General features: G+C 55.3%; 27 protein-coding genes and 1 tRNA gene. 4 read left to right on the top strand and 24 right to left on the bottom strand.

What is annotated here, in order from left to right; all coding sequences use genetic code 11:
- The 12 genes from E6C51_RS14105 to phnG form a co-directional block, all read right to left on the bottom strand.
- Complete coding sequence (locus tag E6C51_RS14105; RefSeq protein ID WP_146932384.1) at window positions 1–690, bottom strand: DUF1045 domain-containing protein; 690 nt, start codon at window positions 688–690, stop codon at window positions 1–3.
- Window positions 691–921: 231 nt separating this feature from the next.
- Window positions 922–2427 carry a phosphonate ABC transporter, permease protein PhnE gene (gene phnE, locus E6C51_RS14100; RefSeq protein ID WP_190236461.1) on the bottom strand — a complete coding sequence of 502 codons (1506 nt, stop codon included), beginning with the start codon at window positions 2425–2427 and terminating at the stop codon, window positions 922–924.
- Between the two features lie 3 nt (window positions 2428–2430).
- Complete coding sequence (gene phnE, locus E6C51_RS14095; protein ID WP_190236425.1) at window positions 2431–3393, bottom strand: phosphonate ABC transporter, permease protein PhnE; 963 nt, start codon at window positions 3391–3393, stop codon at window positions 2431–2433.
- Between the two features lie 82 nt (window positions 3394–3475).
- Entirely contained in the window at window positions 3476–4384 is a 909-nt protein-coding gene (gene phnD / locus E6C51_RS14090; protein ID WP_146932390.1) for a phosphonate ABC transporter substrate-binding protein, read from the bottom strand.
- Window positions 4385–4480: 96 nt separating this feature from the next.
- A complete protein-coding gene (phnC, locus tag E6C51_RS14085; RefSeq protein WP_190236424.1) occupies window positions 4481–5332 on the bottom strand; it encodes a phosphonate ABC transporter ATP-binding protein in 852 nt (283 codons plus the stop codon).
- Window positions 5333–5434: 102 nt separating this feature from the next.
- On the bottom strand, window positions 5435–6052 hold the full coding sequence (locus E6C51_RS14080; protein ID WP_190236423.1) for a DapH/DapD/GlmU-related protein: 618 nt from the start codon (window positions 6050–6052) through the stop codon (window positions 5435–5437).
- Window positions 6049–6756, bottom strand: coding sequence for a phosphonate C-P lyase system protein PhnL (gene phnL, locus E6C51_RS14075; RefSeq protein WP_190236422.1), 708 nt, complete (start codon window positions 6754–6756; stop codon window positions 6049–6051). Before phnL ends, E6C51_RS14080 begins: the two co-directional genes overlap by 4 nt.
- Window positions 6757–6769: 13 nt before the next feature.
- Window positions 6770–7546 carry a phosphonate C-P lyase system protein PhnK gene (gene phnK, locus E6C51_RS14070; RefSeq protein ID WP_190236421.1) on the bottom strand — a complete coding sequence of 259 codons (777 nt, stop codon included), beginning with the start codon at window positions 7544–7546 and terminating at the stop codon, window positions 6770–6772.
- Between the two features lies 1 nt (window position 7547).
- Window positions 7548–8438, bottom strand: a complete 891-nt coding sequence (locus E6C51_RS14065) for an alpha-D-ribose 1-methylphosphonate 5-phosphate C-P-lyase PhnJ (protein WP_190236420.1) — start codon at window positions 8436–8438, stop codon at window positions 7548–7550.
- A gap of 175 nt (window positions 8439–8613) precedes the next feature.
- A complete protein-coding gene (locus E6C51_RS14060; RefSeq protein WP_190236419.1) occupies window positions 8614–9711 on the bottom strand; it encodes a carbon-phosphorus lyase complex subunit PhnI in 1098 nt (365 codons plus the stop codon).
- A 3-nt stretch (window positions 9712–9714) separates the two neighbouring features.
- Window positions 9715–10323, bottom strand: a complete 609-nt coding sequence (phnH, locus tag E6C51_RS14055) for a phosphonate C-P lyase system protein PhnH (RefSeq protein WP_190236418.1) — start codon at window positions 10321–10323, stop codon at window positions 9715–9717.
- Window positions 10323–10781: a phosphonate C-P lyase system protein PhnG gene (phnG, locus tag E6C51_RS14050; protein ID WP_190236460.1), complete on the bottom strand. Its 459-nt coding sequence runs from the start codon at window positions 10779–10781 to the stop codon at window positions 10323–10325. The genes phnH and phnG overlap by 1 nt, the downstream gene beginning before the upstream one ends.
- Before the next feature lie 93 nt (window positions 10782–10874).
- Between phnG and phnF the strand changes: the two genes are divergently transcribed.
- Window positions 10875–11642: a phosphonate metabolism transcriptional regulator PhnF gene (phnF, locus tag E6C51_RS14045; RefSeq protein WP_146932406.1), complete on the top strand. Its 768-nt coding sequence runs from the start codon at window positions 10875–10877 to the stop codon at window positions 11640–11642.
- A gap of 24 nt (window positions 11643–11666) precedes the next feature.
- On the opposite strand, the gene deoA is transcribed toward phnF, so the two are convergent.
- The 10 genes from deoA to E6C51_RS13995 form a co-directional block, all read right to left on the bottom strand.
- Window positions 11667–12974 (bottom strand): thymidine phosphorylase, encoded by a 1308-nt coding sequence (gene deoA, locus E6C51_RS14040; RefSeq protein WP_190236417.1) that lies wholly within the window; start codon window positions 12972–12974, stop codon window positions 11667–11669.
- 1 nt (window position 12975) lies between these two features.
- A complete protein-coding gene (deoC, locus tag E6C51_RS14035; protein ID WP_190236416.1) occupies window positions 12976–13749 on the bottom strand; it encodes a deoxyribose-phosphate aldolase in 774 nt (257 codons plus the stop codon).
- Window positions 13750–13805: 56 nt separating this feature from the next.
- Complete coding sequence (locus E6C51_RS14030) at window positions 13806–14600, bottom strand: purine-nucleoside phosphorylase (RefSeq protein ID WP_190236415.1); 795 nt, start codon at window positions 14598–14600, stop codon at window positions 13806–13808.
- Window positions 14597–14989, bottom strand: coding sequence for a cytidine deaminase (locus E6C51_RS14025; RefSeq protein ID WP_190236459.1), 393 nt, complete (start codon window positions 14987–14989; stop codon window positions 14597–14599). Before E6C51_RS14025 ends, E6C51_RS14030 begins: the two co-directional genes overlap by 4 nt.
- Before the next feature lie 10 nt (window positions 14990–14999).
- On the bottom strand, window positions 15000–15971 hold the full coding sequence (locus E6C51_RS14020) for an ABC transporter permease (protein WP_190236414.1): 972 nt from the start codon (window positions 15969–15971) through the stop codon (window positions 15000–15002).
- A gap of 13 nt (window positions 15972–15984) precedes the next feature.
- Entirely contained in the window at window positions 15985–17082 is a 1098-nt protein-coding gene (locus E6C51_RS14015; RefSeq protein ID WP_146932416.1) for an ABC transporter permease, read from the bottom strand.
- 7 nt (window positions 17083–17089) lie between these two features.
- The gene (locus E6C51_RS14010) at window positions 17090–18601 is read right to left on the bottom strand and encodes an ABC transporter ATP-binding protein (RefSeq protein ID WP_146932418.1); all 1512 of its coding nucleotides are present in this window, start codon (window positions 18599–18601) and stop codon (window positions 17090–17092) included.
- A gap of 167 nt (window positions 18602–18768) precedes the next feature.
- Window positions 18769–19761 carry a BMP family lipoprotein gene (locus E6C51_RS14005; protein ID WP_146932420.1) on the bottom strand — a complete coding sequence of 331 codons (993 nt, stop codon included), beginning with the start codon at window positions 19759–19761 and terminating at the stop codon, window positions 18769–18771.
- Between the two features lie 323 nt (window positions 19762–20084).
- A complete protein-coding gene (msrA, locus tag E6C51_RS14000) occupies window positions 20085–20735 on the bottom strand; it encodes a peptide-methionine (S)-S-oxide reductase MsrA (RefSeq protein WP_190236413.1) in 651 nt (216 codons plus the stop codon).
- A 20-nt stretch (window positions 20736–20755) separates the two neighbouring features.
- The gene (locus E6C51_RS13995) at window positions 20756–21076 is read right to left on the bottom strand and encodes a hypothetical protein (protein WP_146932424.1); all 321 of its coding nucleotides are present in this window, start codon (window positions 21074–21076) and stop codon (window positions 20756–20758) included.
- 198 nt (window positions 21077–21274) lie between these two features.
- On the opposite strand from E6C51_RS13995, the gene E6C51_RS13990 reads away from it, so the two are divergent.
- From E6C51_RS13990 to E6C51_RS13980, 3 genes are all read left to right on the top strand, one after another.
- Window positions 21275–21364 (top strand) — tRNA-Ser (locus tag E6C51_RS13990).
- Between the two features lie 374 nt (window positions 21365–21738).
- Window positions 21739–22821 (top strand): SRPBCC family protein, encoded by a 1083-nt coding sequence (locus E6C51_RS13985; protein ID WP_230987309.1) that lies wholly within the window; start codon window positions 21739–21741, stop codon window positions 22819–22821.
- 226 nt (window positions 22822–23047) lie between these two features.
- Complete coding sequence (locus E6C51_RS13980; RefSeq protein WP_330999771.1) at window positions 23048–23446, top strand: hypothetical protein; 399 nt, start codon at window positions 23048–23050, stop codon at window positions 23444–23446.
- Here E6C51_RS13980 and pncB read toward each other — a convergent pair.
- Entirely contained in the window at window positions 23436–24740 is a 1305-nt protein-coding gene (pncB, locus tag E6C51_RS13975) for a nicotinate phosphoribosyltransferase (RefSeq protein ID WP_190236412.1), read from the bottom strand. The genes E6C51_RS13980 and pncB overlap by 11 nt on opposite strands.
- A 326-nt stretch (window positions 24741–25066) precedes the next feature.
- Window positions 25067–26029 carry a 2-hydroxyacid dehydrogenase gene (locus tag E6C51_RS13970; RefSeq protein WP_190236411.1) on the bottom strand — a complete coding sequence of 321 codons (963 nt, stop codon included), beginning with the start codon at window positions 26027–26029 and terminating at the stop codon, window positions 25067–25069.
- Between the last annotated feature and the right edge of the window lie 14 nt (window positions 26030–26043).

Here is a 26043-nt window from a genome sequence, read left to right as displayed (position 1 = left end):
TTATGCCGCTTTGAGCGGCAACCATTTCAACACAGTAAAGGGCGCGCCCCGGCTTTCCTCAACAAACAGGCCAAGGCCGGACACGGGCAGCGCGCCGTGGGTAAATTCTGCAAAGGTCTTTTCAAGTGCATCCCGCATAGCGGGGCTTTGTTCAGCATCCACCGGCCCCGTCAGGGTCATATGAAAGCGAAACTCTTCCATCACATACGGATAGCCCCATTGCTCCAACAATTGCCGCTGGCGCTCGGACAGCTTTTCCGGCTTGCGCCGTGCCATATCCGCATCAGACAGAGGGGCGCGAAACCGCTCAAAATACTGCACAACAGAGGCGGTAAAATCCTGCAAGGCTGGATGGACCTGATCTGGCACCACGGCAAAAAACGGTCCAAGCTGGTCCACGATCACCTTTGGAATATCAAAGGTCTTGGTGTTGGCGCAAAATTGCTCAAAGCCTTCCATCAGGCTGTCTTGCGTCTCACCGTCTTTCAGGCTGAACGGCGCTTTCAACGTGGCGTGAAAGCCGTAACGGCGTGGGTCTGCGGTCAGGTCTTTGATCTCATCGGGAGAAAACCCGGCAACCGGAGCCTGCTCAATGCTCGCGTTGGAGAAGGCATCCCGGCCCAGCCAGCGGCTGGCGGTAACAGTAAATGCATGCCCCTGAGGCGGCGTGAAATAGATGGCGTAACGCACGATAAAATATCCCGAAACTGAGTGGGAATCGATAAAAGGAGGCTTTCACAATGCCCCCCTCAGAGATGACAAATCAAGGCTGTTTCACTAGACAAATGCCGTGAAATATTGATGACATCATCATTGAGAGTCTGTCGGATTCATATTGAACCAGACAGACTCTATATCCTTTTGTATTCGTTTGTCTTTTCTGGAAAACCGGGATCCACTTTTCCCTGACAAACTCTGGATTTATCGATTGGCACCCATCAGTTTTGAGCGGATCATGTTGGAAATGCCGTCAAACAAAAACACCACCAGCAGGATCAGCAGCACCATATAGCAGACATTTTCCCAGTTCTGATTGGTGCGCATGGCTTCCCACAGTTTCAGGCCAATGCCCCCTGCCCCAACCGCGCCAATAATGGTGGCCGAGCGAGTGTTGGATTCCCAAAAATACAAAGCCTGCGATACAAACACCGGCAGCACCTGTGGCAACACGCCAAAACGCTGCACATTCAAAGCGGATGCGCCGACGGATTTGATCCCCTCGCGCTGCTTGTCGTCGATGTTTTCCAACGCTTCGGAATAGAGTTTTCCCAAGGTGCCGGTGTCGGTGAAAAAGATGGCCGAGATGCCAGCCAAAGGTCCGGGGCCAAAAGCGCGGGTGAAAAACAGCGCCCAGATCAGCATATCCACCGAGCGTAAAAAGTCGAAGAAACGCTTGGTGATCTGATTGAGCGGTCGGTTGCGGGTGATATTGCGTGCGGCAATAAAGGACAATGGAAAGGACAAGATGGTGGCAAACAGAGTGCCAACAAAGGCCATCACCAGCGTTTGCGCAAGCTTGGTCCATACATCCAGATGCTGCCAAGACGGATTGTAAAGAATATCATTCCAGGCCAAAGCCAAATTAGACTGGCTGGGGTCAAGCCGGGCACCTGTGGTCACCAGGCCAAAGACTTCGCCTGCCGATTTGCCAAAAAATGCCGAATTGGTATCGAAGAAGAAATTGGCCCAGCCAAAGAAGCGGTTGCGCACCCGCACACGGTCCGAGCTGATATCGGCCCAGCCGTGCATGCCAAAATAGGCCATCACCCGCCCGCCACGCTCGCGCTGCTCGACCCACTGTGGCAGTGGGCCATTGGCGAAAACCGCATCGGCTTTGCGATCCAGCGTGAGTGCGACTTTTTCAGAGCCACGTACCAGCACCACCTGAGACGGTGTTACATCAACCGTTGCCTGCGCGCCAAGGCGCACGAATGCGTCGGTGATCACCTCTTCGCGGCGCGTCACGGGGGCGACTTGGGCTTCAACCTCTGCCGTTTTCGGGGCCGCACTCATGAAGTTGAAGGCCGAGCTTTTGGCAGCCGGTGGCGGAGCGGCGGTGGCGGGGGCCTGCTCGGTGCGGGTCATCATCTCTTTTTTGGTCGTCAGCCAATCGGGATTGGGATTTGGACCAATGGGATCAAAACGCGAATAAGTGATGCTCATCGCCCCGTCGGCGTCAATATTGATCTCGGGGCGAATTTCATAGGACACCCAATCGGCAACATAATTACCAGCAATGCCCCAGTTGGCCGTCGAGATCACCTTGCCAACCGCAAAAAACCACCAGCAAAACACCAGATAGAGAATAACCGCACCCACCACGAACGGCAATCGATAACGCTGCCACAGGCTGCGACCAAAGATTTCGGGATGCCGGGCGGCGATACGGTCCATCTCGCTTGCGTCAAACACGGTCATGGCAATTATTCCTCAGGCGACAGCGTGAAAAGCTTGCTCACCAACAAGCTTGCGCCGCAGCCAGGCCGAAAACTGATCAACAGCAATCACGGTGGACAACAGCAGAATGATGATGGCGATGGTTTTGGCGGCATGGCCCTGACTGATCGACAAGCGCAATGGCTCACCAATGCCGCCACCGCCCACCGCACCAATAATGGTGGAGGCCCGCACATTGATTTCCAGCCGCATCAATCCATAGCTGATAAAATTGGGCATGACCTGCGGCACAATGCCAAACCGCACCCGCTCCAGCCAGCTCCCGCCCACGGCCCGAAGCCCTTCGTCTGGCTTCATATCGGCATTTTCAACCACTTCGAAAAACAGCTTGCCAAGTGCTCCAATGGTGTGAACCGACACGGCAATCATCGCCGGAATGGGTCCAATCGAGAGAATGGCAAGGCAAAAACCAGCAATGACCACTTCGGGAAAAGCCCGCAGCAGTTCCATCAACCGGCGCACCGGCCAGCGAATCCATCGACTGGGCATCATGTTGCGCGCCGCCATGAAGCAGAAACAAAAGCCAAACAGGCCACCCAACAGGGTCGAGACGATGGCAATATTCAGCGTCTCCAGCATTTTGTAGAAATATTTCGGAATATAGAGGTCATGCGTGATGTAAAGCCGACCTTCATTATAGTTATACTTTAAACTGCCATCGTCATAGGGCGATGGCAGATCAAACATTGCCCGCCAGACCTCCATGCCGTCACGTGGAATCAGCGTTTCGGTAAAATCCAGCACATGCGGCAAACGGTTGAAGAATTTGCCCGAATTGGTCTCGTTGGCAAACCAGAGCGAGCCAGACAGGGCAAAGAGCAGCACCAAAACCCCGATCAGCGTGTAGAGCCGCCGGGTTTTGGCCAGCCCATTCCAGTGCTGCTCAATCTGGGCGGCACGGTCACTCAGCACAGGCAGTTTCGCAGATGGGCTCATCGACTCTTCTTTGGCATCCGTTGGAAAAAAAGAGCCGCCGGTCACGATCCCCACCGGCGGCCAAGGTGTTTGCGAGAGGCGATCAGCCGCCGATTGTGGCCTTGCGCGCATCAATCACAGGCTTGTAGAAATCGACGTTAACGTCCGCATAGCCCTTGTAATCGCCGCCTTCGATGGCGGAGAAGCAAGCAGCATCGGTCTTTGGCAAGGCCTTGAAGAAGGCTGTTACCTTGGCCTTCATCTCAGGGCTGATGGAAGAGCGGATCACCAGCGGGCCATTCGGGATCAGCGGCGACTTCCACAATTCAACCAGATCGGCCATGTTGAGTACACCCTTGTCGACCATCTTGCGCAGGTTGCCGGATGTGTAGCCATCCTTGAAATCACCAACGCCAGAACCGTATGTGGTGCCAGCATCAAAAGTGCCCTTCAGCACTTCGAGAACGAGATTTTCATGGCCGCCGCCAAAGCCGGTGGAGGCAACATAAGACTTCACCGGGACGCCACCGAGCGCTTCTGGCAGGGTAACCGTTGGGATCAGATAGCCAGAGGTGCTGTCTGGATCGGCAAAGCCGAGCTTTTTGCCCTTGATGTCGGTGACCTTGGTCATGCCACTATCCTTGCGGGCCACCATGATGGAGTAATAGCCCATGGAGCCATCGGTCTGCACCGTGGTCAGGATCGGCTCAACCGCCTTTGGATTGGCCAGATAGGCTTTGGCATAGCCGGACGCACCAAGCTCGGCAAAATCCAGCGTGCCGCCGAGCAGGCCCTGAATCACGCCATCATAATCTGAGGCCGGAAACATCGACACCTTCTCGAAGCCGAATTCCTTCTTGAGGTCATCCGCCAGGCACTGATAGTTGCGCAGACGATCGGCTTCGTTTTCACCGCCGAGAATGCCAACGCGGAATTCCTTGAGGTTTTCAGCGGCAGCCATGCCCGACAGCGACAACAGCGTCACGGAGGCAAGCAGGATCTTCTTCAACATGGTCTCTCTCCTGATTTTCCGGTTTAAAACCGGTCACGTCTGTTTAGAAAATTAAGCCTTTGACGCGGGCGGGCGAACCTTGGGGCTGAGCGAGGCTCAGTGTGCCGTCGCCACCATGGCGGTGGGGGACAGGGAAGCGTCCGTGGCGATTTTGGCGACAGGTGCCCGAATGGCTGTTGAGGTCATGCTTTCATCGATCTCGTTGCCGTCATGACCGGCTCCGTAAATCGCCTTCACGGCATCGGCGTTCAGGTCTTGCGGACCGCCGTCAAACACAACACGACCACCGGACATGCCAATGATGCGCTCGCAATAGGCTCTGGCCGTATCCAGCGTATGCAGGTTGGTGATCACGGTAATGCCTTCACGCTCATTGATGTCGCGCAAGGAATCCATCACGATCTTGGCGTTCAGCGGATCCAGCGAGGCAATCGGCTCATCGGCCAACAGCATTTTCGGAGCCTGCATCAGGGCGCGGGCAATGGCCACACGCTGCTGCTGACCGCCTGAGAGCGTGCCCGCTGCCTGCATCGCCGTTTGCTCAATCCCCAGACGCTCGAGCGCCGCGATTGCCATAATCCGCTCTTCGCGGGTAAAAATGCTCAAAACACTCATAAGGGTGGAGCGATGGTTAAGCCGCCCCAACATGACATTGGTCAAAACATCAAGGCGCGGAACCAGATTGAACTGCTGAAAGATCATGGCACAATCGCGCTGCCAATGGCGCAAGGCCGCGCCCCGCAAATTTGACACTTCAAGTTCGCCAAAGCGGATAGAGCCGGATGTTGGGTCTGCCAAACGATTGATCATGCGAAGCAAAGTGGATTTACCAGCCCCGGAGCGACCAATAACGCCAACCATCTGACCATGCGGGATAGACAAAGTAACGCTGTCAACTGCGGTTTTCTCTCCAAACCGCCGCGTTACCTGAGTGAGCTCGAAATTCATTTCGCATCATCCGACATGGTTTTACAATTGGGGTGAGCATTACGATGTGTGAATGAAAAGCGAATGTCAGTTCCGTGACAGTTTTGTTAAATTTAATCGGCTCTATTCTTGGTACTTCTTGAGAAAATCTTCGCCTGACAGTGTGCGAAAATCACTAAGCGCTTTAAACAGTTGCTCATGCGACCAATCCCACCACGCCAAGGCTTCCATGCCTTGGGCAATCTCTGGCGCAAAGCGCGGTTTAATGGGCTTAGAGGGCACACCACCCACGATGGTGTAAGGCTCCACCGATTTGGAAACCACGGCACCGGCCCCAATCACCGCGCCATTGCCAATGGTGACACCGGGCAGAATTGTTGCCCCATGGCCAATCCAGACATCATGGCCAATCACCACGCGGTTTTCGCGCCGCCAGGCAAAGAAATCCTCTTCCATATCTGCACCATCAAAATAATCGGCAGCGCGATAGGTGAAATGATGGAGCGTTGCCCGCCAGGTTGGATGATTGGTGGCATTGATGCGCACACTTGCAGCGATATTGGCAAATTTGCCAATGGTTGCGCACCAGATGGCCCCATCCTGCATGACATAGGAGTAATCGCCCATCTCGACCTCATCGAGGCGGCAGCGCTCCGACACTTCGGTATAGCGGCCAAGGGTGGAATTGTTCACCGAGGCGGTTTCATGAATATAGGGTGTCAGTCCAAGCTTGCGGGTCATGCGGCCATCGTCCTTGGTGAGAATTGCGAAACATCCAAAATCGTATCGGCCACCAGCGCCCGCACGTCCTCATCATGGAAAATGCCCAGCATGGCGACACCATCCGCCTTCTTCTGGCGGATCAACTCCACCACCACGGCGCGGTTTTGCGCATCAAGCGAGGCGGTTGGCTCATCCAGCAGAAGAATGGCGTGATCGGTGATGAAGCCACGAGCGATATTGACACGCTGCTGCTCGCCGCCGGAAAAGGTGGCCGGTGGCAATTGCCACAGGTCTTTGGGCAGGTTGAGACGCGCCAGCAGATCGCGGGCACGCTCAAGCGCTTCGCTTTGCCCAACGCCGCGCATGGTCAGCGGTTCTGCCACCACATCAAGAGCCGACACACGCGGCACGGTGCGCAGAAACTGGCTGACATAGCCCATGGTATCGCGGCGGATCTCGAGAATGGTGCGCGGCTCAGCGGTGGCCAGATCAACAATCGCGCCGTTATGCTTGACCAGAATCTGACCACTATCGACAGCGTAATTGCCGTAGAGCATTTTCAGGATCGAGCTTTTCCCCACGCCGGAGGGTCCGCCCAGCACGCTACAGGTGCCACTGGCCACCGAGAAATTGACATTGCGCACCACCGGCAAAACCAACCCGTCACGCAGATGCATGGTGAAGCTTTTGCAAACGTCCGAGACAATAAGAGGTGTAGGCATGGTGTTTATCCGTTCAAACTTGCAGGATTGAAGACACAAGCAGCTGAGTGTAGGGCTGCTGCGGATCATCCAGCACCCGGTCCGTCAGGCCGTGCTCGATCACCTGACCATCTTTCATCACCATCATGCGATGCGACAGCAGCCGGGCCACCGCCAGATCATGGGTGACGACAATGGCCGACAAGCCAAGATCGGCCACCAGCCCGCGCACCAGATCGAGCAATCGTGCCTGCACTGACACATCCAGACCACCAGTTGGCTCGTCCATGAACACAAGCCGGGGGCTGGTGACGAGATTGCGGGCAATTTGCAGCCGCTGGCGCATGCCGCCGGAAAAGGCGCGCGGCTGGTCATCAATGCGATCTGCGGCAATTTCCACCCGCTCCAGCCAATCGGTGGCCGTTTGACGGATGCGGCCATAATGACGATCCCCGATCGCCATCAAGCGCTCGCCAACATTGGCCCCGGCAGAGACCGTCATGCGCAGGCCATCGGCCGGGTTTTGATGCACGAAACCCCAATCGGTGCGCATCAAAAATCGACGCTCGGCCTCACTCATATGATAAAGATCGCGGTATTGGCCATCGCGCATATGATATTCGACGCTGCCGGTGGTTGGCATCAACCGGGTGGACAGGCACGACAACAACGTGGTTTTGCCGGAACCCGACTCTCCCACAATGGCCAGCACTTCGCCCGGCCACAGATCAAACGAAACCTGCGAGCAACCGATACGGCGGCCATAATATTTGGACAGGTCACGGACTTTCAAAAGGGGTTGGTCGCTCATATCACACCTCCTCGGCCAGCATTGCGCCACGATGGCCGTTGGCGCGCCGATCCTCGCAATGATCGGTGTCGGAGCAGACAAACATCCGCCCGCCCTTGTCGTCGAGGATCACCTCATCCAGATAGACATTGTGGGCACCACACAGCGCGCAAGGCTTGTCAAAACGCTGCACCTCAAACGGATGATCCTCAAAATCGAGGCTGACCACGTGCGTGTAAGGCGGCACCGCATAAATGCGTTTTTCGCGGCCCGCGCCAAACAGCTGCAAGGCCTCGGACATATGCATTTTCGGATTGTCAAACTTCGGCGTTGGTGATGGGTCCATCACATAGCGGCCCGCCACTTTCACTGGATAGGCATAAGTTGTGGCAATGCGGCCATTGCGGGCAATGTCCTCATAGAGTTTCACATGCATCAGGCCATATTCTGCCAATGCATGCATCTGCCGGGTCTCAGTCTCGCGTGGCTCCAGAAACCGCAAAGGCTCCGGAATTGGCACCTGATAGACCAGCACCTGACCCTCGCGCAATGTTTCTTCCGGGATGCGGTGGCGCGTCTGAATGATGGTGGCATCCTTGGTGTGGGTGGTCACCGCCACCTGTGCGACCTTTTGGAAAAAGGCGCGGATCGAGACGGCATTGGTGGTGTCGTCTGCGCCCTGATCGATCACCTTGAGCACGTCATCGGGGCCTAAAATGGCGGCTGTCACCTGTACGCCGCCGGTGCCCCAGCCGTAAGGCATGGGCATTTCGCGGCTGGCAAAAGGCACCTGATAGCCCGGAATGGCGATGGCTTTGAGGATAGCGCGGCGGATCATCCGCTTGGTTTGTTCGTCCAGATAAGCAAAATTATATTTTGCTAAATCAGCAGATCTTGGAACTTCCGTAATCATTTTGCGTTACCCTCTGGCAAACAAAAAAAGGGAGAAGACACATGGAAATCGAAATGATGTTCGCTATTTTCATTGCCCTTATGCTCGGCATGTCGACGCTTTGCGCCCTGTGGTATGCGGGCCACGATTGAGAGCCCATCCGATAATCGCCGCAGGCGGGCTCTACGACCCCTGATCATTCTGCGGCCTCACAAACACCTTGCTTTGCCTGATCATGTTCCTTGCGCATACGGCGCACCAGATCCAGTTCAGCCTGAAAATCCACGTAATGGGGCAGTTTCAAATGCTCCACAAAGCCCGTAGCCTGCACATTGTCACAATGGGAAATGACAAACTCCTCGTCCTGCGCCGGTGCCGTTACGTCCTCGCCAAGTTCGCCTGCACGAAGTGAGCGATCCACCAGCGCCATGGCCATTGCCTTGCGCTCGCTTTGGCCAAACACCAGACCGTAACCACGCGTGAATTGCGGCGGCACCGACGTTGAGCCTTTGAACTGATTGATCATCTGGCATTCGGTGACCCGAATACGGCCAAGAGAAACAGCAAAGCCGAGTTCTGGCACATCCAGCTCAACCTCCACCTCACCGATGCGAATTTCACCGGCAAAGGGATGGCTGCGGCCATAGCCGCGCTGGGTGGAATAGGCGAGTGCCAGCAAAAAACCTTCATCGCCGCGCGCCAGCGATTGCAGACGCAAATCGCGCGGCATGGGGAAATTGGTAGGCTCGCGGGTGATGTCACCGGCAATGTGTTCTTCCGGTAAATCACCATCCGGTTCAATCAACCCTTCTTCAGCGAGAATTTCTGAAACCCGCATGGCAGGTTCACGATCACCGATTTTTTGGGCAGGCGCTTCCACGGCCTCGTCTTCCAACAGCGATGGATCCAGCAAACGATGGGTATAATCAAACGTCGGCCCCAGAAGCTGACCTCCGGGCAAATCTTTGTAGGTGGCGGAAATGCGCCGCTCCACCTGCATGGCACCCGTTTCAATCGGGTTTGACAGCCCCAGACGCGGCAACGTGGTGCGATAGGCACGCAGCAAAAAAATCGCCTCAATCATATCGCCGCGCGCCTGTTTGATGGCAAGGGCGGCCAGCTTTTCATCATAGAGCGAGGCTTCCGCCATCACACGCGCCACAGCCAAAGACAGCTGCGACAGAATTTGCTCGACGGTGAGCGCGGCGACGGACCGATCGCCGCGACGGCGATCGGCCAGCAATTGATGCGCATTGGCAATGGCGCTCTCGCCACCTTTTACAGCAACATACATGGCTCAGGACTCCTTAAGCGAAATAGTGCAGCTGCGCGGCAGGCCGATGAGATCACGGCCAGACGTCAAAATCAGATCGATACCGCGGGGAAATTGTTGATGGTTTTCCTGCCATTGCAGCAAGAAGCTCTCGGGAAGACCGCAGGGCGCAATCACCACCTGCTCCTTGATGCCGGGACCGCGCAAAACAAGCTCCGGCCCACCGGTCAAAGATGGCAGTTCCAGCACCAATGTTGTTGATCGGTCTGGATAATCCTGACTGCCCAGCGCAAAGGCATTAAAGGTCAGGCGCGTGGTTCCCGCCTCCAGAAAGGCGAACTGACACGCGCTCTTTTCTTCCACAAGACGCGCACCGGTGTGAAAACCAATCCATGCTCCAACGGGGGATTTGGCAAGGCCGGTACTCAGCCAGACGCCAACATCGTGATCGCAAAGCGTCAAGGCAATGGCGCCTTGCGCCTCACCAAAAGGAGCAGGCGGCGCGAGCGGGCGATCCATGGTTTGCAAAAGACCCGGCCGTGCCATGGCATCCATGACGGCGCGAAACACGGCTTGCGTATCAAACACCGGATCGGCAAAGCCGCCCAGCAGGCTCGCATGATTCATCGACATCAATCCTCTCCCCGTACCATCGTGAAGAAATCGACCTTGGTGGCCGCCACTTCGCGCGCCCGTACCTCATCAGCAGCAATCATCCGACTTTCGATCTTCGTCAGAAGCACTTCGATCTGCGGACGGCGATCGCCCTGCTGCCAAAGCGCATCGAAAATGGCAGACAGCTTTGCCTTTTCTTTCAGCGTCCCCAGCGCGTGGGCATGCCCAATGGTGCCGGATTTCAGACGGCAGGTGGCGCGGGTGACTGTGACCTCTCCGAGATTAAAAGCGGCCCCGCCGCCGCCAATGCGGCCACGCACCATCACCAGTCCCGTTTCTGGACCGCGTAAAAATTCGGCTTCGGGCTTTTCCGGTAGCGTGTGCCAAAGGGCGCGCAACTCCTCCAGTGTCGATTGAGCCAGAAGGTCAACGGCCCGTTTGCGGGCCGCTTGATCTGGCGCTGCATTGTTCGCCATGCCAACCATAAATGTCGCTCCATATGTCTATTAATATAGACAACCATACAAATTGAGAGTATAGATAACCAACTGCAATGACAAGCGTGTGACATGACCGGATCAAAAAGCCTGCCCCACCAGACAAGCCCGAAGCAGGCCATCCAGCGACAAACGGGGGTGGCGCTTTGGCGGCAGATTGCCGATCGGATTCGTGTCGCGATCAGTGATGGCCTTTATGATGCCACCGGCATGGTGCCGCCGGAGGCGGTGCTGGCGGCAGAATTTGAGGTTAATCGCCATACGGTGCGCAGTGCCTTGGCCGCTCTCGCGCAAGAAGGCATTGTACGCGCCGTGCAGGGACGCGGCACGCTGATTGAGCGCCGCGACCGCATCACCTTCCCGATCTCCAAGCGCACGCGGTTTACGCCGGGCATCGGCGATCAGGCCCGTATTCTGGAGGGATTGCTGCTGGAAAGCGCCGAGGAGCCAGCCACGGCGGAATTGGCCGCCCACCTCAAACTCAAGCCGGGAGAAAAAGTGATCCGCATGGAGGGCCTGCGCAAAGCTGATGGTCAGCCGGTTTCACGCGCAACCAGCTGGTTTCCAGCCAAGCGCTTTGCCGGAATAGACGATGCCTATCGCAAAACAGGCTCGGTCACCGCCGCCTTTGCTGCTTGTGGCCTTGCCGACTATCTGCGGATCAAGACCGAAGTGAGCGCCGTCCACGCCGACCCCAGTGACCGGCAAGAACTGGGCCTTTCGCCGGGTGCCATTGTGCTGGTGACCAAAGCCCTCAACGCCGATCCCGAAGGGATACCTGTGCAATATGCCGTCACACGCTTTCCAGCTGATCGCGTGCAATTCACCATCGAGACGTGAAGCTTTATATCAAGGCTCTGACCTTCAAAGGCGCTCCAGCACCACAGGGCGGGGCTGCGGGGCTTCGATTGAAACAACATAGCTGGCTATAATTGTCTCTTTGGCCTTTTCAGCGCTTTGCTCATCTCTGGCATGAACCATCGCCAGCGCATCACCTTTGTTCACCGCCGTACCCAAGGGCAAAAACCCGCTAAAGCCGACACTATGGTCGATCTGATCGGTGGCGCGCCTGCGCCCGCCGCCCAGATCAATCACAGCCATGCCGATATCGCGGGTCGCGATATGGCTCAAAAAGCCACTGTCTTGCGCCAGCACCGGCAATTCGATGGCTGCCTTTGGCAGATAATCATCAACCCGCTCGACCAGATCCACAGGACCGCCCAAACCATGCACCATGCGGGCAAAGACATCGCAGGCGCGACCTGAGGCAATGGTGTCGCGGCAGAGCTGCTCTGCCCGCCCATGGTCCTTTTCCACGCCAGCGTTGAGAAGCATCTCTGCTCCCAGCGCCACAGTCACGGCTTCAAGCCGGGTTCCCCTCTTCTCGCCTTTCAGGAAGGCAATGCAATTGCGCAATTCCACGGCATTGCCTGCGGCATCAGCCAGAGGCTCGTTCATATCGGTCAAAAGCGCAGAGGTTTTGGTGCCTGCGCCATTGGCAACCGCCACCAGCGATTTCGCAAGCGCGCGCGCCTCGCTCACATCCGTCATGAATGCACCATTGCCCAGCTTGACATCCAGCACCAGACTGCCAAGGCCAGCCGCCAGCTTTTTCGACAGGATAGAAGCGGTTATCAGCGGCACTGATTCCACCGTTGCCGTCACATCGCGCACGGCATAAAGCCGCTTGTCTGCCGGGGCGAGATCGGCTGTCTGGCCGATGATGGCGCAGCCCACCTCATCGACAAGGCGATGAAATCTCTCAGAATCGGGGGCAATATTATAGCCGGGGATGGATTCCAGCTTATCCAATGTGCCGCCGGTGTGGCCAAGGCCACGGCCCGAAATCATCGGCACGCTCAAACCGCAGGCCGCCATCATCGGAGCCAGCATCAGCGACACATTATCGCCAACCCCACCGGTCGAATGTTTATCGCAAATCGGACGGCCCGCATTGGCAAAAGACAGCACCGTGCCGCTATCGCGCATGGCAAGTGTCAGCGCCACGGTTTCCGCCTCATTCATGCCGCGCAAAAACACCGCCATGGCGAAGGCGGCAATCTGCCCCTCTGACAGTTCATCGCGGCTTAATGCCCGAATGAAAAGAGCGATCTCATCAGGGCTCAACGCCATGCCATCGCGTTTGCGGCGAATAACCTCCAGAGGCGTCATCTTAATAATCGCTTGTCGGCTCGGAGGATTTTTCGCCACTCAGCACTGCGAGAATATCATTAAGCAGGCCAGAGGCACCAAAGCGGAAGGTCGATGGCATCAGCCAATCCTCGCCCATGATGGCGTTGACATGGCGGAAATAGAGCCGCGCATCCTTGACGGTGGAAATGCCGCCTGCTGGCTTGAAACCAACATTCTTGCCGCTATCGCGGATGGCTTGCAGCATGATGTCTGCCGCTTCCAGCGTGGCATTGACCGCGACTTTGCCGGTCGATGTCTTGATAAAATCGGCACCTTCGGCAATGGCCAGCGACGACGCGGTGCGGATCAGCGCCATATCCTTCAACTCGCCGGTTTCCAGAATGACCTTCAAAATCACCGGCGCTTTGATCACGGCGCGAACCGCGCGGACCATCTCAGACACCGCACCCTCATCACCGCCGATCAGTTTACGATAGGGAATGACCAGATCAATCTCATCGGCACCGTCCGTAATGGCTTTTTGCGTTTCCGCCACCACTTCGGCAACCTCCAGATCGCCTGAGGGGAAATTGACCACGGTTGCGATTTTGACCAGACTGTCAGCGCCCAGAATGTTGCGCGCTTGCGCAATAAAGCGCGGCCAGATGCAAATGGCTGCCGTGTTGCCAAAACCTGTGAACGCCTTGGCGCACAGATCATCAATATCTTTTGCTGTGCAATCATCTTTCAGATTGGTCAGATCCAGAACCGACAAGGCGACGGCTGCGCAAACGCGCAATTCACGAGTATCCATGGTCTGTACTCCCAATGATCTATCAGGCAATTGATCGTAAGGCACACCACCGCGGCCTAAAATTGCTTGAGCATTCTCTTCAATATTGCGGCCAACCGCTGACCGCCAATCGGTGCCATGTCTTTGGTTTCTTCATGGCTCAGTTCTGCCCCGGTCATTCCCGCACCGAAATTGGTAATCACCGATGCTGCCGCGACTTTCAAGCCCAGGAACCGGGCTAAAATCACTTCGGGTACTGTGGACATGCCAACGGCATCAGCGCCCAGCGTGCGCGCCATGCGAATTTCCGCAGGCGTTTCAAAGCTTGGCCCCGAAAACCACATATAGACACCAGATGACAAAGCAATGTCTTCATCAATGGCAGCCTGTCGCATGGCTTGCATCAAATCCGCGTCATAAGCCTGGGTCATGCCCACAAAACGCGCATCGCTTGGCTCGCCAATCAGCGGGTTGAAGCCGGAAAAATTGATGTGATCGGTGATCTGCATCACAGATCCCGGCGGCATATCCTCGCGCAGGGAACCGGCTGCATTGGTCAGGATCAGCGTGGTCACGCCCAATGCCGCCAACACCTCAAGCGGCAGGCGCATGGCGGAGGCATCGCCTTTTTCATAATAATGCACACGGCCTGCCAGCATGATCACCGGAATGCCCGCAAAACTTCCGGCTACCAATTGCTTGGCATGGCCAGAAACCCCACCCTCAGGAAAGCCCGGAAGATCGCTATAGGGAACGTGGATGGCACCTTCAACCTCGTCCACCAAACCACCGAGGCCCGAGCCAAGCACAATGGCAACGCGCGGCAAAAGCCCGTTCAGCCGATCAATCAGCAGGTCAGCGGCTGGGATCATCCGAGTGTATCCGTCTGGAAGCTAAACGGCAAAAGCTCATCCATGGTCATGGTTTTTTGCACACCCACCTCATCGCAGAGGTAGATTTTGGTATCCACGGAGGCAAATTCGCGGATTTTCTGGCGGCAGCCACCGCAAGGTGGGCAAAGGGCCAGCTTTTCAGCAATCACGGCGATTTCGACAATCTGCCTGGCCCCGCCCATGACCATGCAGCCGATGGCGGTTGGCTCAGCGCACCAGCCCTGCGGAAAGGATAGGTTTTCGATATTGGCCCCGGTGTAAATCTTGCCATCTTCAGCGCGAATGGCGGCCCCAACCGGGAATTTGGAATAGGGCGCGTGCGCATGCTGCATGGCATCACGCGCCGCTTCGAACAAATCCTGCGCGATCTGCGCCATATCAACGTTCCTTCACATAGGGCACGCCACCGGCTTTCGGGGCATTGGCAACGCCAATAAATCCGGCCAGCAGAATACAGGTAAGAATATAGGGAAGTGCCTGGAAAATCTGCACCGGCACTTCGCCAATGCCCGGCACCGACTTTCCTTGCATGAAATTGGCCATCGCATCGAGAAAGCCAAACAACAGGCAGGCAAACAACACCGGCACCGGCTTCCACTTGGCAAAAATCAGCGCCGCCAGCGCAATATAGCCCTTGCCCGCCGACATATCACGAATAAAGGCAGCCGATTGGGCAATGGCCAGATAGGCCCCGGAAAAACCGCAGAGAAAACCGGCCACAATCACCGCCCGGTAACGCAGCCATGAAACCGAAATGCCAGCCGTATCCACCGCACCGGGATTTTCACCCACAGCCCGCAGGCGAAGGCCAAAGCGGGTGCGATATAGCACCCACCAGCTCAAGGGGACGGCAGCAAACGCCAGATAGGTCAGGGCATTGTTGCCCGAAATGACATCCGTATAGATCGGCCCAAGAATAGGCACGTTGCGCATCATGTCCACGCCAGGCAGCGTAATCGGCATAAAGCGGGCATCAAACGACAGTTGCGGAGTACGCCCACCCTGACTGAACCACGCCTGCCCCAGCACTGCCGTCAGGCCAGCCGCCACAAAATTGAGCGCCACACCGGAAATAATCTGATTGCCGCGATTGGTGATCGAGGCAAAGCCGTGGATGAGGGAAAAGGCAATGGAAACACCAATGCCACCGGCAAGACCTGCCCAAGCGGAACCGGTGAGGTAAGCAACACAGGCGGCCGCAAACGCGCCTGCCAGCATTTTTCCCTCCAGACCAATATCAAATATCCCGGCGCGCTCGGAAAACAGCCCGGCAAGGGCGGTAAAGATCAGAGGAATGGAGAGACGCACTGTCGAGCCAAGAATGCTGACGAACATATCGAAATTTTCCATGTCGAGCGCTCCTTTAGGACAGTTTCTGATAGAGGCGCACCAGCGCCGGGCGGAACATGAATTCCAACGCGCCCGCAAACAGGATCACCAGACCCTGAATGACCACAATCATATCACGGGTGATGTTGGGCATATCAAACGACAGTTCGGCGCCGCCCTGATAGAGGATACCAAACAAAATACCGGCAACGATGATCCCCAGCGGATGGCTGCGCCCCATCAGACTCACGGCAATACCGACAAAGCCCGCACCACCAACAAACTCCACCTGCAAACGCTGCGACGAGCCCATGACCACGTTGAGCGCCATCATGCCCGCCAAGCCACCGGAGATCAGCATGGTGATCATGACAATCTTGACGTAGGAGATGCCAGCGTAACTTGCGGCCGTGCGGCTGATGCCCAGTGTGCGCATTTCATAGCCCAGCTTGGTGCGCCAGATCAGCACCCAGACCAGAGCGCACATCACCAGTGCAATCAGGAAAGACACGTTGAAAGGTGCAGGCCCCAACTTCAGGCCAAACAGCGCCATCAGCCAATCCAGCTTGGGCAATTGACCACCTTCCAGAAACATTCTGGTTTCCGGGGCCATCTTGCCCGGCACGATCAGCACATGCACCAGCAGATAGACCATCAGCGCCGAAGCGATAAAGTTGAACATGATGGTGGTGATGACCACGTGGCTGCCGCGCTTGGCTTGCAGCCAGGCCGGAATAAGCGCCCAGGCCGCACCAAACAGCGCCGCACCGATGATGGCAAACGGCATGGTGACATACCACGGACAATAATGATCCAGCGCCAGCGCCACCAGCGCCGCCCCAAGACCACCCACATAGGCCTGACCTTCAGAGCCGATATTGAACAGGCCCGCATGATAGGCCACGGCCACAGAAAGACCTGTGAAAATAAAATTGGTGGCATAATAGAGGGTAAAGCCAATGCCCTCGCCGCGCCCCAAGGCCCCTTGCAGCATCAACTCCAGGGCTTCCCAAGGGTTTTCGCCAATAATCCAGACAACAACACCGGAGATTAAAAACGCCAACAGCAGGTTGATCAGTGGCAAAAGGCCATAGGTGATCCAGTTTGGCAATGGAATGGAAGCGGTACTCATCAAAACCTCAAGCGGCAATGCCGGCCATCATCAGGCCCAGCGTCTGTTCATCGGCATCTGCCGTCTTTTCACCCACGACTTTTCCGGCAAACATCACCAGAATCCGGTCGGACAGCGCGCGAATTTCGTCCAGTTCAACGGACACCAGCAGCAGCGCCTTGCCTGCATCGCGTGTCTCAATAATCCGGCGGTGAATAAACTCAATCGCGCCAATATCGACACCACGGGTGGGCTGGCCGATCAGCAACAATTTGGGATCACGCTCGATTTCGCGCGCCACAACAACTTTCTGCTGGTTGCCACCAGAGAAATTGGCCGTTTTCAGCCGAGGATTGGGTGGGCGAATGTCATATTTGGCAATCTCGACCTCTGCCGCCTTGCGGACAGCTTTGGGATCAAGAAACACACCTTTGCCGTAACGGCTATCACGGTGATAGCCCAAGATCGAGTTGAGGCTTTCCTCAAACGGCAAAACCAGCCCCATATGGTGGCGATCTTCCGGGATATGACCAAGGCCGAGCTTGCGCAGATGCGCCGGGTCATAGCCGGTCACTGGTTTGCCCTCGATGAAAATCTCGCCAGACACAGGCTTGCGAATACCAGCAATGGCTTCCAGCAATTCGCTCTGACCATTGCCAGCAACACCAGCAATACCAAGGATTTCGCCAGCGCGCACCTCGAAGGACACGTTGTCGACCATGGTCACGCCACGACTGTCCTTGACCGTCAAATTGCGCACGGACAATAAAACATCGCGCGGGCTGGCGGGCTGTTTATCAACCTGCAACAAAACGCGGCGGCCCACCATCAGCTCCGCCAATTCCTCAACCGTCGTGTTGTTGGTGCGGCGGGTGGCAACAATTTCACCGCGGCGCATGACCGATACCGTATCGGTAATCGCCATGATTTCGCGCAGCTTGTGGGTGATCAAAATAACGGTTTTGCCCTGATCGCGCAAAACACCAAGGATGCGAAACAGGTGATCGGCCTCAGCCGGTGTCAAAACACCGGTTGGCTCGTCCAGAATGAGAATATCAGCACCACGATAAAGCGCTTTTAGAATTTCCACGCGCTGCTGACGGCCCACCGGCAATTCTTCCACCACCGCATCGGGGTCTACATCCAGACCGTAATCAGTTTCCAATTGCTTGAGAGACTGACGCGCCGCTGCCGTGCCCTTGGCCATCAGCATGCCACCTTCGGCTCCCAGCATGACATTTTCCAACACTGTGAAATTGTCTACCAGCATGAAATGCTGATGCACCATGCCGATGCCTGCGGAAATGGCCGATTGGCTATCTTTGATATTGGCCGTCTTGCCGCTGATTTTGATCTCGCCGCTGTCGGCCTGATAAAAGCCGTAGAGAATCGACATCAGCGTCGATTTTCCCGCACCATTTTCACCGATAATGCCGTGGATAGAGCCCTTGGCAACCGTCAGGTTGATATTCTTATTGGCATGAACAGGACCGAATTTCTTATCGATCCCGATCAGTTCGATCGCTGGCGCTTGACCCACGTCCTAAGGCTCCGAATGCTACGGCGGCTCAAACAAGCGTCACCCCCGCTTGATCTGAAAGCCGCGAAATAGAAACACATCAAAAGCATCTGCCCTTCAACAGGCCGAGGTGCTCTGGATATAAAAAGGGCGCAAGCTGCAAAAACAGCTTGCGCCCGGATGTTAAATCACTTTGGGCAGGAATTGTCAGACATATAATCGTGAACTTTGAGTGTTCCAGCGATCATTTCAGCCTTGGCCTTATCAATAGCCGCTTTCATCTCAGGCGTAATCAGAGCCTTGTTGTTGTCATCGATTGCGGCTGCAACACCGTCGTCCTTCACACCCAAAGTCTGAAGACCAGGGGTGAACTTGCCCTTTTCGGCATCCGAATAGGCATTGTAAACAGCAAGATCAACCCGCTTGACCATGGAGGTCAAAACGGAGCCGGGGTGCAGGTGGTTCTGGTTGGAGTCAACGCCGATCGAGAACTTCTTGTTGTCGGCGGCTGTCTGCAACACGCCCATGCCAGATGCGCCAGCCGCTGCGTAAATCACGTCAGAACCCTGATCGATCTGGTTTTTCGCCAATTCGCCACCGCGAACCGGGTCGTTCCAGGCAGCACCAGTGGTGCCAACCATGTTCTGCAACACTTCGATCTTGGGGTTGGCAGCGCGCGCACCCTGCTCGTAGCCGCACTCAAACTTGCGGATCAGCGGGATATCCATACCGCCAACGAAGCTGACCTTGCCGGTCTTGGAGGCCATGCCAGCCAAGAGACCAACGAGGTAAGAACCTTCTTCTTCCTTGAAAACGACAGAGCGAACGTTTGGCTTATCCACAACCGAGTCAACAATCACGAATTTTGTATCCGGAAATTCGCCCGCAACCTTTTCCATCGCCGAGCTCCAGGCGAAGGAAACGGCCACAACCGGGCTAAAGCCCTTGGAGGCAAAATTACGAATGGCCTGTTCGCCCTGGGTGTCGCTGGTGGGTTCGAAATCACGGAACTTGATGCCGGTTTCCTTCGAAAACTTTTCCGCGCCATGAAAAGCTGCTTCGTTGAAGGATTTGTCGAATTTGCCGCCCGTGCCATAAACAAGCGCAGGCTTGATATCGGCAGCAAGAGCCGATGCCGACATGGCGGCCATGGCAAACAACGTGATTAAGGATTTCTTCATTGTGCAGCCCTGATGGTTACTATTGATCTTATAGGCCCGCTCCACACCCTTGTTATGGCATAGGATAAGCGCGCCCGCCCCCTCTAAGGTTTGGCTGGGTTTTATCCTTGCACGCCTTTTGAAAAAATTCACCAGATTTTTTTCAACTGGTAAATATCAGTGGATGAAAGTTGATTTTGCCGGGAAAACATACAGATCCCCGACAAAGATCAACTTTCCTGCTGCTTTTTAAAGCATCGGCCGAAAAGTGGGAACCGGTTTTGGGCCGTTGCGAAAGCGAGAATCGAGAGTATCGCGCCGAATCCGATTTTCGGTCCGAGACTCTATCCGATCGGGCACGACACCCCTGTGCCGCGCAAGCCACAATAACCCCGCGGATTTTTGGCCAAATACTGCTGATGATAATCCTCAGCGTAGTAAAACGCACCCGCCGGGGCGATTTCCGTGGTGATAGCGTCGTGATGACCCGCAGCGTTCAAGGCGGATTGAAAGGCATCTTTGGCCTGAAGCGCGATGGCCAGATCCTCATCGCTTTCCACATAAATTGCAGAGCGATAGGTGCTGCCAATATCATTGCCCTGACGCATGCCCTGCGTGGGATCATGGGCCTCAAAGAAAATCTTGAGCAGGGCTTCAAGCGAGATTTTCATTGGATCATACACAACCTTGACCACTTCCGTATGGCCGGTTTGGCCGGTGCAGGTTTCTTCATAGGTTGGATTGGGCGTAAAACCACCTTGGTAGCCCGCAGCTGTCACCCAAACACCGGGCGTGTTCCACAGCAGTCGCTCAGCACCCCAAAAGCAGCCCATACCAAAGTAAACGGTCTTGAAGCCATCTGGATAGGGCCCTTGCAGGGGCTTTCCCGAGACAAAATGCGCCAAAGGCCCGACAATAGGCGTCTGCCGACCGGGCAAAGCAGTTTCAGCGGTTGGCATGACCGTTTTCTTATTCAACATCGCATTCAGAAACATGATCGATCTCCTATCGTCGCTCAGGCTGCAAATCGTCCGGCAGAGGAGCGCCGCTTGTATCCGGCCATCCACAACACAAGGGCAAGCCCCAGAAAAATTGCAAATGCAGGCTGGCGTAAAACAGCGCTTTGCATCGATTGCAGCGCCCACCCCCCTATATGGGTCGCCACCCACTGTTTCGCCAGAGCAAGACCTGAAGCATCGACATCGCCCCACAAGGATTCAAAGGATGTTGTGATCACAGTGGACGAGGCAACCGATTCGATTGAATCCATGACAGCGGCACCAATTGCCATGACCAGCGCAATAAAACTGAAAAAACGACATAAAAACCGTATCATAGCAATTTCCTCACGCGCCATTCCACCCTTGTTTTACAGGATCAAACCCGCCAGCCCAACTGCACAAATGACAGTTTGATAAAAGTTTTCGGTATGAATGTCGAAAAACTGTCAGATATGGGTTGATCAAAGGAAAATCCTTGATATATGTCCGCCCCGAACAGACGAGTTGCTTTGCAACATCGCTCTTCAAAAGACGGACAGGTGGCCGAGTGGTTTAAGGCGCACGCCTGGAACGCGTGTGTGCGTGAAAGCGTACCGAGGGTTCGAATCCCTCCCTGTCCGCCATTCTTTTCAACAACATCTTACGATCTAAAGAGACGTGTGCTTTACACAACGTGTGAGTTCGATCGCAGAGCTTTAAACGTGATATTCACGATGTCACTCTCTTTGCCTTGCCGATATCAAGTATGAGTTTGGTGTGCCGCTTAGCGTTTTCCAGGCATCTTTTGCTTTGGGACGTAAAGGCCGTAATCACAGAAATTTCCGCGCCGCAAGGGTAGGCTTTGCCGATTGAGTGGCACAATATTCGATCTTACTGCATAATTCCTTAAATCGGAATCGATTTAAGGTGAAAATTATGCAGCAGTTTAAATGTGTTACAGCGTCCTTTGTGCGCCGTATTTGGCGCGCAAAGGACGCTGTAAAAGATTGACGACCGCTTGGTCGTCCATGGTAATCGTTCTCCTGACCACGACAGTGACACGTATACCCTGGAGTACAGCGCCGTGAATGCAATGAAACAGAGGCCCGTCCGTCCATCTTTTGGTGAACGTCTTTCCATTGCCGTCATTGTTGCGTTGATTTATGCGCTTTTGCTTTATGGTCTGTTTTGGTCGAGCTCCGGTGCCGAGGACAATAAGGCGATGCGCTTCATCGGTGGGCTCGTCTTGATGCCGATGGCGATCGCAAGCCTTGCCACGAGTATTCATGATCCAAGAGGTGAAAGCACTCGGTGGCGGCAGGTTAAGCTCGGTTGGCTTGTTGTGGGCATTGGTCTCGTCTTGACCGTGATCTTTTTCAAAGAGAGTATCATTTGTGTCGTTATGGGCCTGCCACTCTTTATCTCGGGATCGAGTTTGGGATCATTGCTCACGCTGGCCATCATTCGGAAATTCCGCTCTCCCAGACGCGCCACCTTGGTCATTCTTCTCCCCTTCATCGGACTGCCGATTGAGCCTCACCTGATCTATCCCGATCACAATGCTGAGGTGACCACCGTTATCGAGATCGCGGCACCTGTTGATATCGTCTGGCGAAATACAGTCGAGATTCGCAATATCGATCCGAGCGAGCTGCAATTCACCTTCAGCCATGGTGTGCTCGGCGTACCGCAGCCACAAGACGCCGTGTTGACTGGCGCGGGCATTGACGCTGTGCGCCACCTGAAATGGAGCAAAAACATCCGCTTTGAAGAAGTGATCACTGGCTGGGAAACCAATCGCTTTCTTTCTTGGGATTTTCGGTTTTCACCGGATTCAATTCCTGCTGCCATTGAAGGTCATATCAACGTCGATAGTCAATATCTCAAGCTCACGAACGGCGACTACCATCTCAAGCCGCTCGCCAATGGCAATACCCAGCTTACGCTCACAAGCCGCTATCGAATTAGAACCCCAATCAATGTCTATTGTGACTGGTGGGGCAGCATCTTTTTCAAAGACTTCCATAGTGTCGTGCTCAATGTGATCAAGAACAGATCAGAGACAGCCCAACGCGCCTCATCGCACCTTGTCGCCGGTTAAAGTGGCGTGCGAAAATGCCGCATGCCGTATTCGTTCTCAGCAAGAGCGCTTTTGCATGGAGAAAGGTGACCATTGCGGATAAAGCATCTTAAAATATGCTGATCGGCAAACTGACCGGGTGATGATGTCCAAAAAAGATAAAGCGAAAAAGGCCGCAGATCTTGAGCGCCTTCGCCTCCAATTTCCTGGCACCTATAGTGATTTTGTGGCTGGCAGGATTGCTTCGTTGCGCCCTGCGCTGAAAATTGCTGGCCTACGGCCAGAACGAAGCCAGCTACAAAAGATGAAAAACGCATGGAAAAAGGCGCAAGACAATGAGCGCCGCGCGTTTGGCGAGTGGCTTTTGACACAAGAATCGCCTGTTTCCGCCCCTCCAGCCGAACCTGCGGCCAGAGCTTTGATCGCCAATGGCCGCTACCTGCTGCCCGAGACGATTTTTGATATTGAAACTATCATGAAAGCGCGTGGCATGACGCCATCCGACGTCATGCAAGAGATGGGATTTGGACGCAATGATCGCACGTTGCTAAAGGCAATGGCGCGCAAAACAAGCTTGCGGCTCAAGGTCATTGAGGCGCTAGGGCAATGGATAGAGAGCCACAAAGATACTGTCCCTAAACCTTGACCACCTGATTCACCCGATCTTCAGAGCCAAAGAATCTCAGATAGCGCTCCACTTCTGATGGCTCGCCCGTTGCCTTCAGCGGGTTATCCGAGAGCTTGACTGCGGGCCTGCCATTGGCTTCCATGACTTTGCAGACAATGGAAATCGGCTTTAGGCCTGCAATCTCATGGGGGGCGCAATCAATGAAATCATTGGTCAGGTTGGTGCCCCAGCCAAAGCCCATCCGCACGCGGCCTTCAAAATGGCGATAGGTTTGAATGATCGCCTCAACATCCAGACCATCTGAGAAAATCAACAGTTTCTGGCGCGGATCGCGACCCATTTTTTCCCACCATGCAATGATTTTTTCGCCACCTTCAATTGGCGGCGCGCTATCAGGGCGAAAACCGGTCCAATCGGCCACCCAGTCTGGCGCGTTGCGCAGGAAAGCGGCCGTGCCAAAGGCATCAGGCAACACAATCAACAGGTTGCCGTTGTAGAGCTTGTTCCAATCCTGCAAGACCTTATAGGGTGCTGCCGCAAGTTCCTCATCGTTTTTGGCCAGCGCCGCTGCCACCATCGGCAATTCATGGGCATTGGTTCCCACCGCTTCCAGATCGGAATCCATCGCCAGCAACACATTGCTGGTGCCGGTGAAAGCCGGGCCAATGCCTTCTTTCAAGGCTTCAACGCACCAGCGCTGCCACAAAAAACTGTGGCGACGGCGGGTGCCGAAATCGGAAATGCGCAAGCCGGGGAGTTCTTTCAGCCGTTCGACCTTTTCCCACATCTTGGCTTTGGCGCGGGCATAGACCACATCCAGTGAGAAATAACCCAAGGATTTCAGGGCCGCGCGCGAGCGCAACTCGTTGATGATGGCCAGAGCCGGGATTTCCCACAATGTGGTTTCCAGCCAGCGGCCATGGAAGGTCAGTTCATATTGGCCATCGCGCTTCGACAGCTCGTAGGGCGGCAGGCGTACGGTGGAAAACCAGGCCAGAAATTCCGGCTCGAAAATCTGCGTGCGGCCATAGAAAGAATTACCTGCCAGCCAGATCAATTCTTTTTTGCTGAGGCTGAGCGTGCGCACGTGATCAAGCTGGGTGCGCAATTCCTGCTCGTCAATCTCATCAGCCAGCCGCACGGTGGTGGTACGATTGATCAGGGTGAAAGACACGTTCACATCTGGATAGAGTTTCCAGATCATTTGCAGCATGAGGAGCTTGTAAAAATCTGTATCCAGCAGGCTGCGGACAATAGGATCCAGTTTCCAAGCGTGATTATATACGCGCCTTGCAATATCTGACTTGGCCATCTGTCCCGCCGCACTTTCCCGACCCCGAAAGAGCCGTCCTACCGATAACCTTTTGCGTGAAACACGGACAGGTTATAGTTTTGTTTTCGCATGTCTTCTTCCTGGAGCCGCCCACACTTTCAGGCGACATGCTCTAGCGCCACCGAATCCAATGACCACTTTCTGAGCAAACTTATCAAAAAAATGACAGCGATTGTCCAGTAAGTTTGCAAAATTCCTGATCCGCGAGACTCTGTCAGGTTCAAATTGAACCAGACAGACTCTCGATTCCCTTGTTTTCGTTTGCCTATTCGGGAAAACCAGATTCCACTTTTCCCTGACAAACTCTAATAGCCCGATGCGCGATCCACCACATGCTCTAAAGGCTTACCGGCCTCAAAACGGGCAATTTGCGCTTCCACATGGGCAAACAGCGCCCGAACATCGGATTCTGCTGCGGCATGTGGGGTCACGACCACATTTTCCATAGTCCATAGTGGGCTATCAATCAGCAGCGGCTCTTTCTCGAACACGTCCAGCGAGGCCGCGCCCAGCACGCCTTTTTCGAGGGCAGCAATCACATCCGTCTCGACCTGACTGCCGCCGCGCCCGGCATTGAGAAACACCGGCTTGCCCAGTGCTCCGCCTTGTTTCAGCTTGGCAAACAGGCTGCTGTCGTAAAGGCCACGGGTTTCGTTGGTCAGCGGCAGAAGGCCAACCAGCATATCGGTGCGGGCCAGAAAATCATCGATATGGTCCTCATCGAAGGTCTCGATACCCTCGATCTCCTTCTTGCGGCGTGACCAGCCGATAACGTTGAAGCCCATGACCTTCAATTTGCGCACCGCATCCAGCCCCAGCACGCCGAGGCCCATGACACCCACGGTGACCTCGCGCGCTTCGGGCTGCATGGCAATCTCATGCCAGAGCTTTTCGCGCTGCTGCTTGAGATACTGCGGCATCCGCCGCAGGTGATAGAGACAGTTCAGAACCACCCATTCGCTCATCCGGTCGGTGAGGCTGCGATCGACAAAGCGCACAATGGGAAGGTTCGGCAGGCCGGGCAAGGTCAGCACATGATCCACGCCTGCACCGCCGGAAAACAGCACTTGCAGACTGGTTGCCTTTTGAAACAGCGTTGGGCCGGGCTTCCACAAAATCGCGTAAGTCGCTTCAGAAATGTCCTTGTCGGCATGGTCTGGATTGCCCAGATCGATCACCTCTCGATCCTGAAAGGCGCTTGCCAGCGCCCGATCCATGGCTTCACGCGAAAACTTGAGGTCAATTACCACGGACGGCTTTGCAGACATGGATATTCCTTGAA

This window comes from Gillisella terrae, assembly GCF_004801395.1.
In the GTDB taxonomy this organism is placed as follows: Bacteria; Pseudomonadota; Alphaproteobacteria; order Rhizobiales; family Rhizobiaceae; genus Allorhizobium; species Allorhizobium terrae.
The sequence above is the reverse complement of the archived record's forward strand: the minus strand, read 5'-3'. Positions and strand labels throughout refer to the sequence as shown.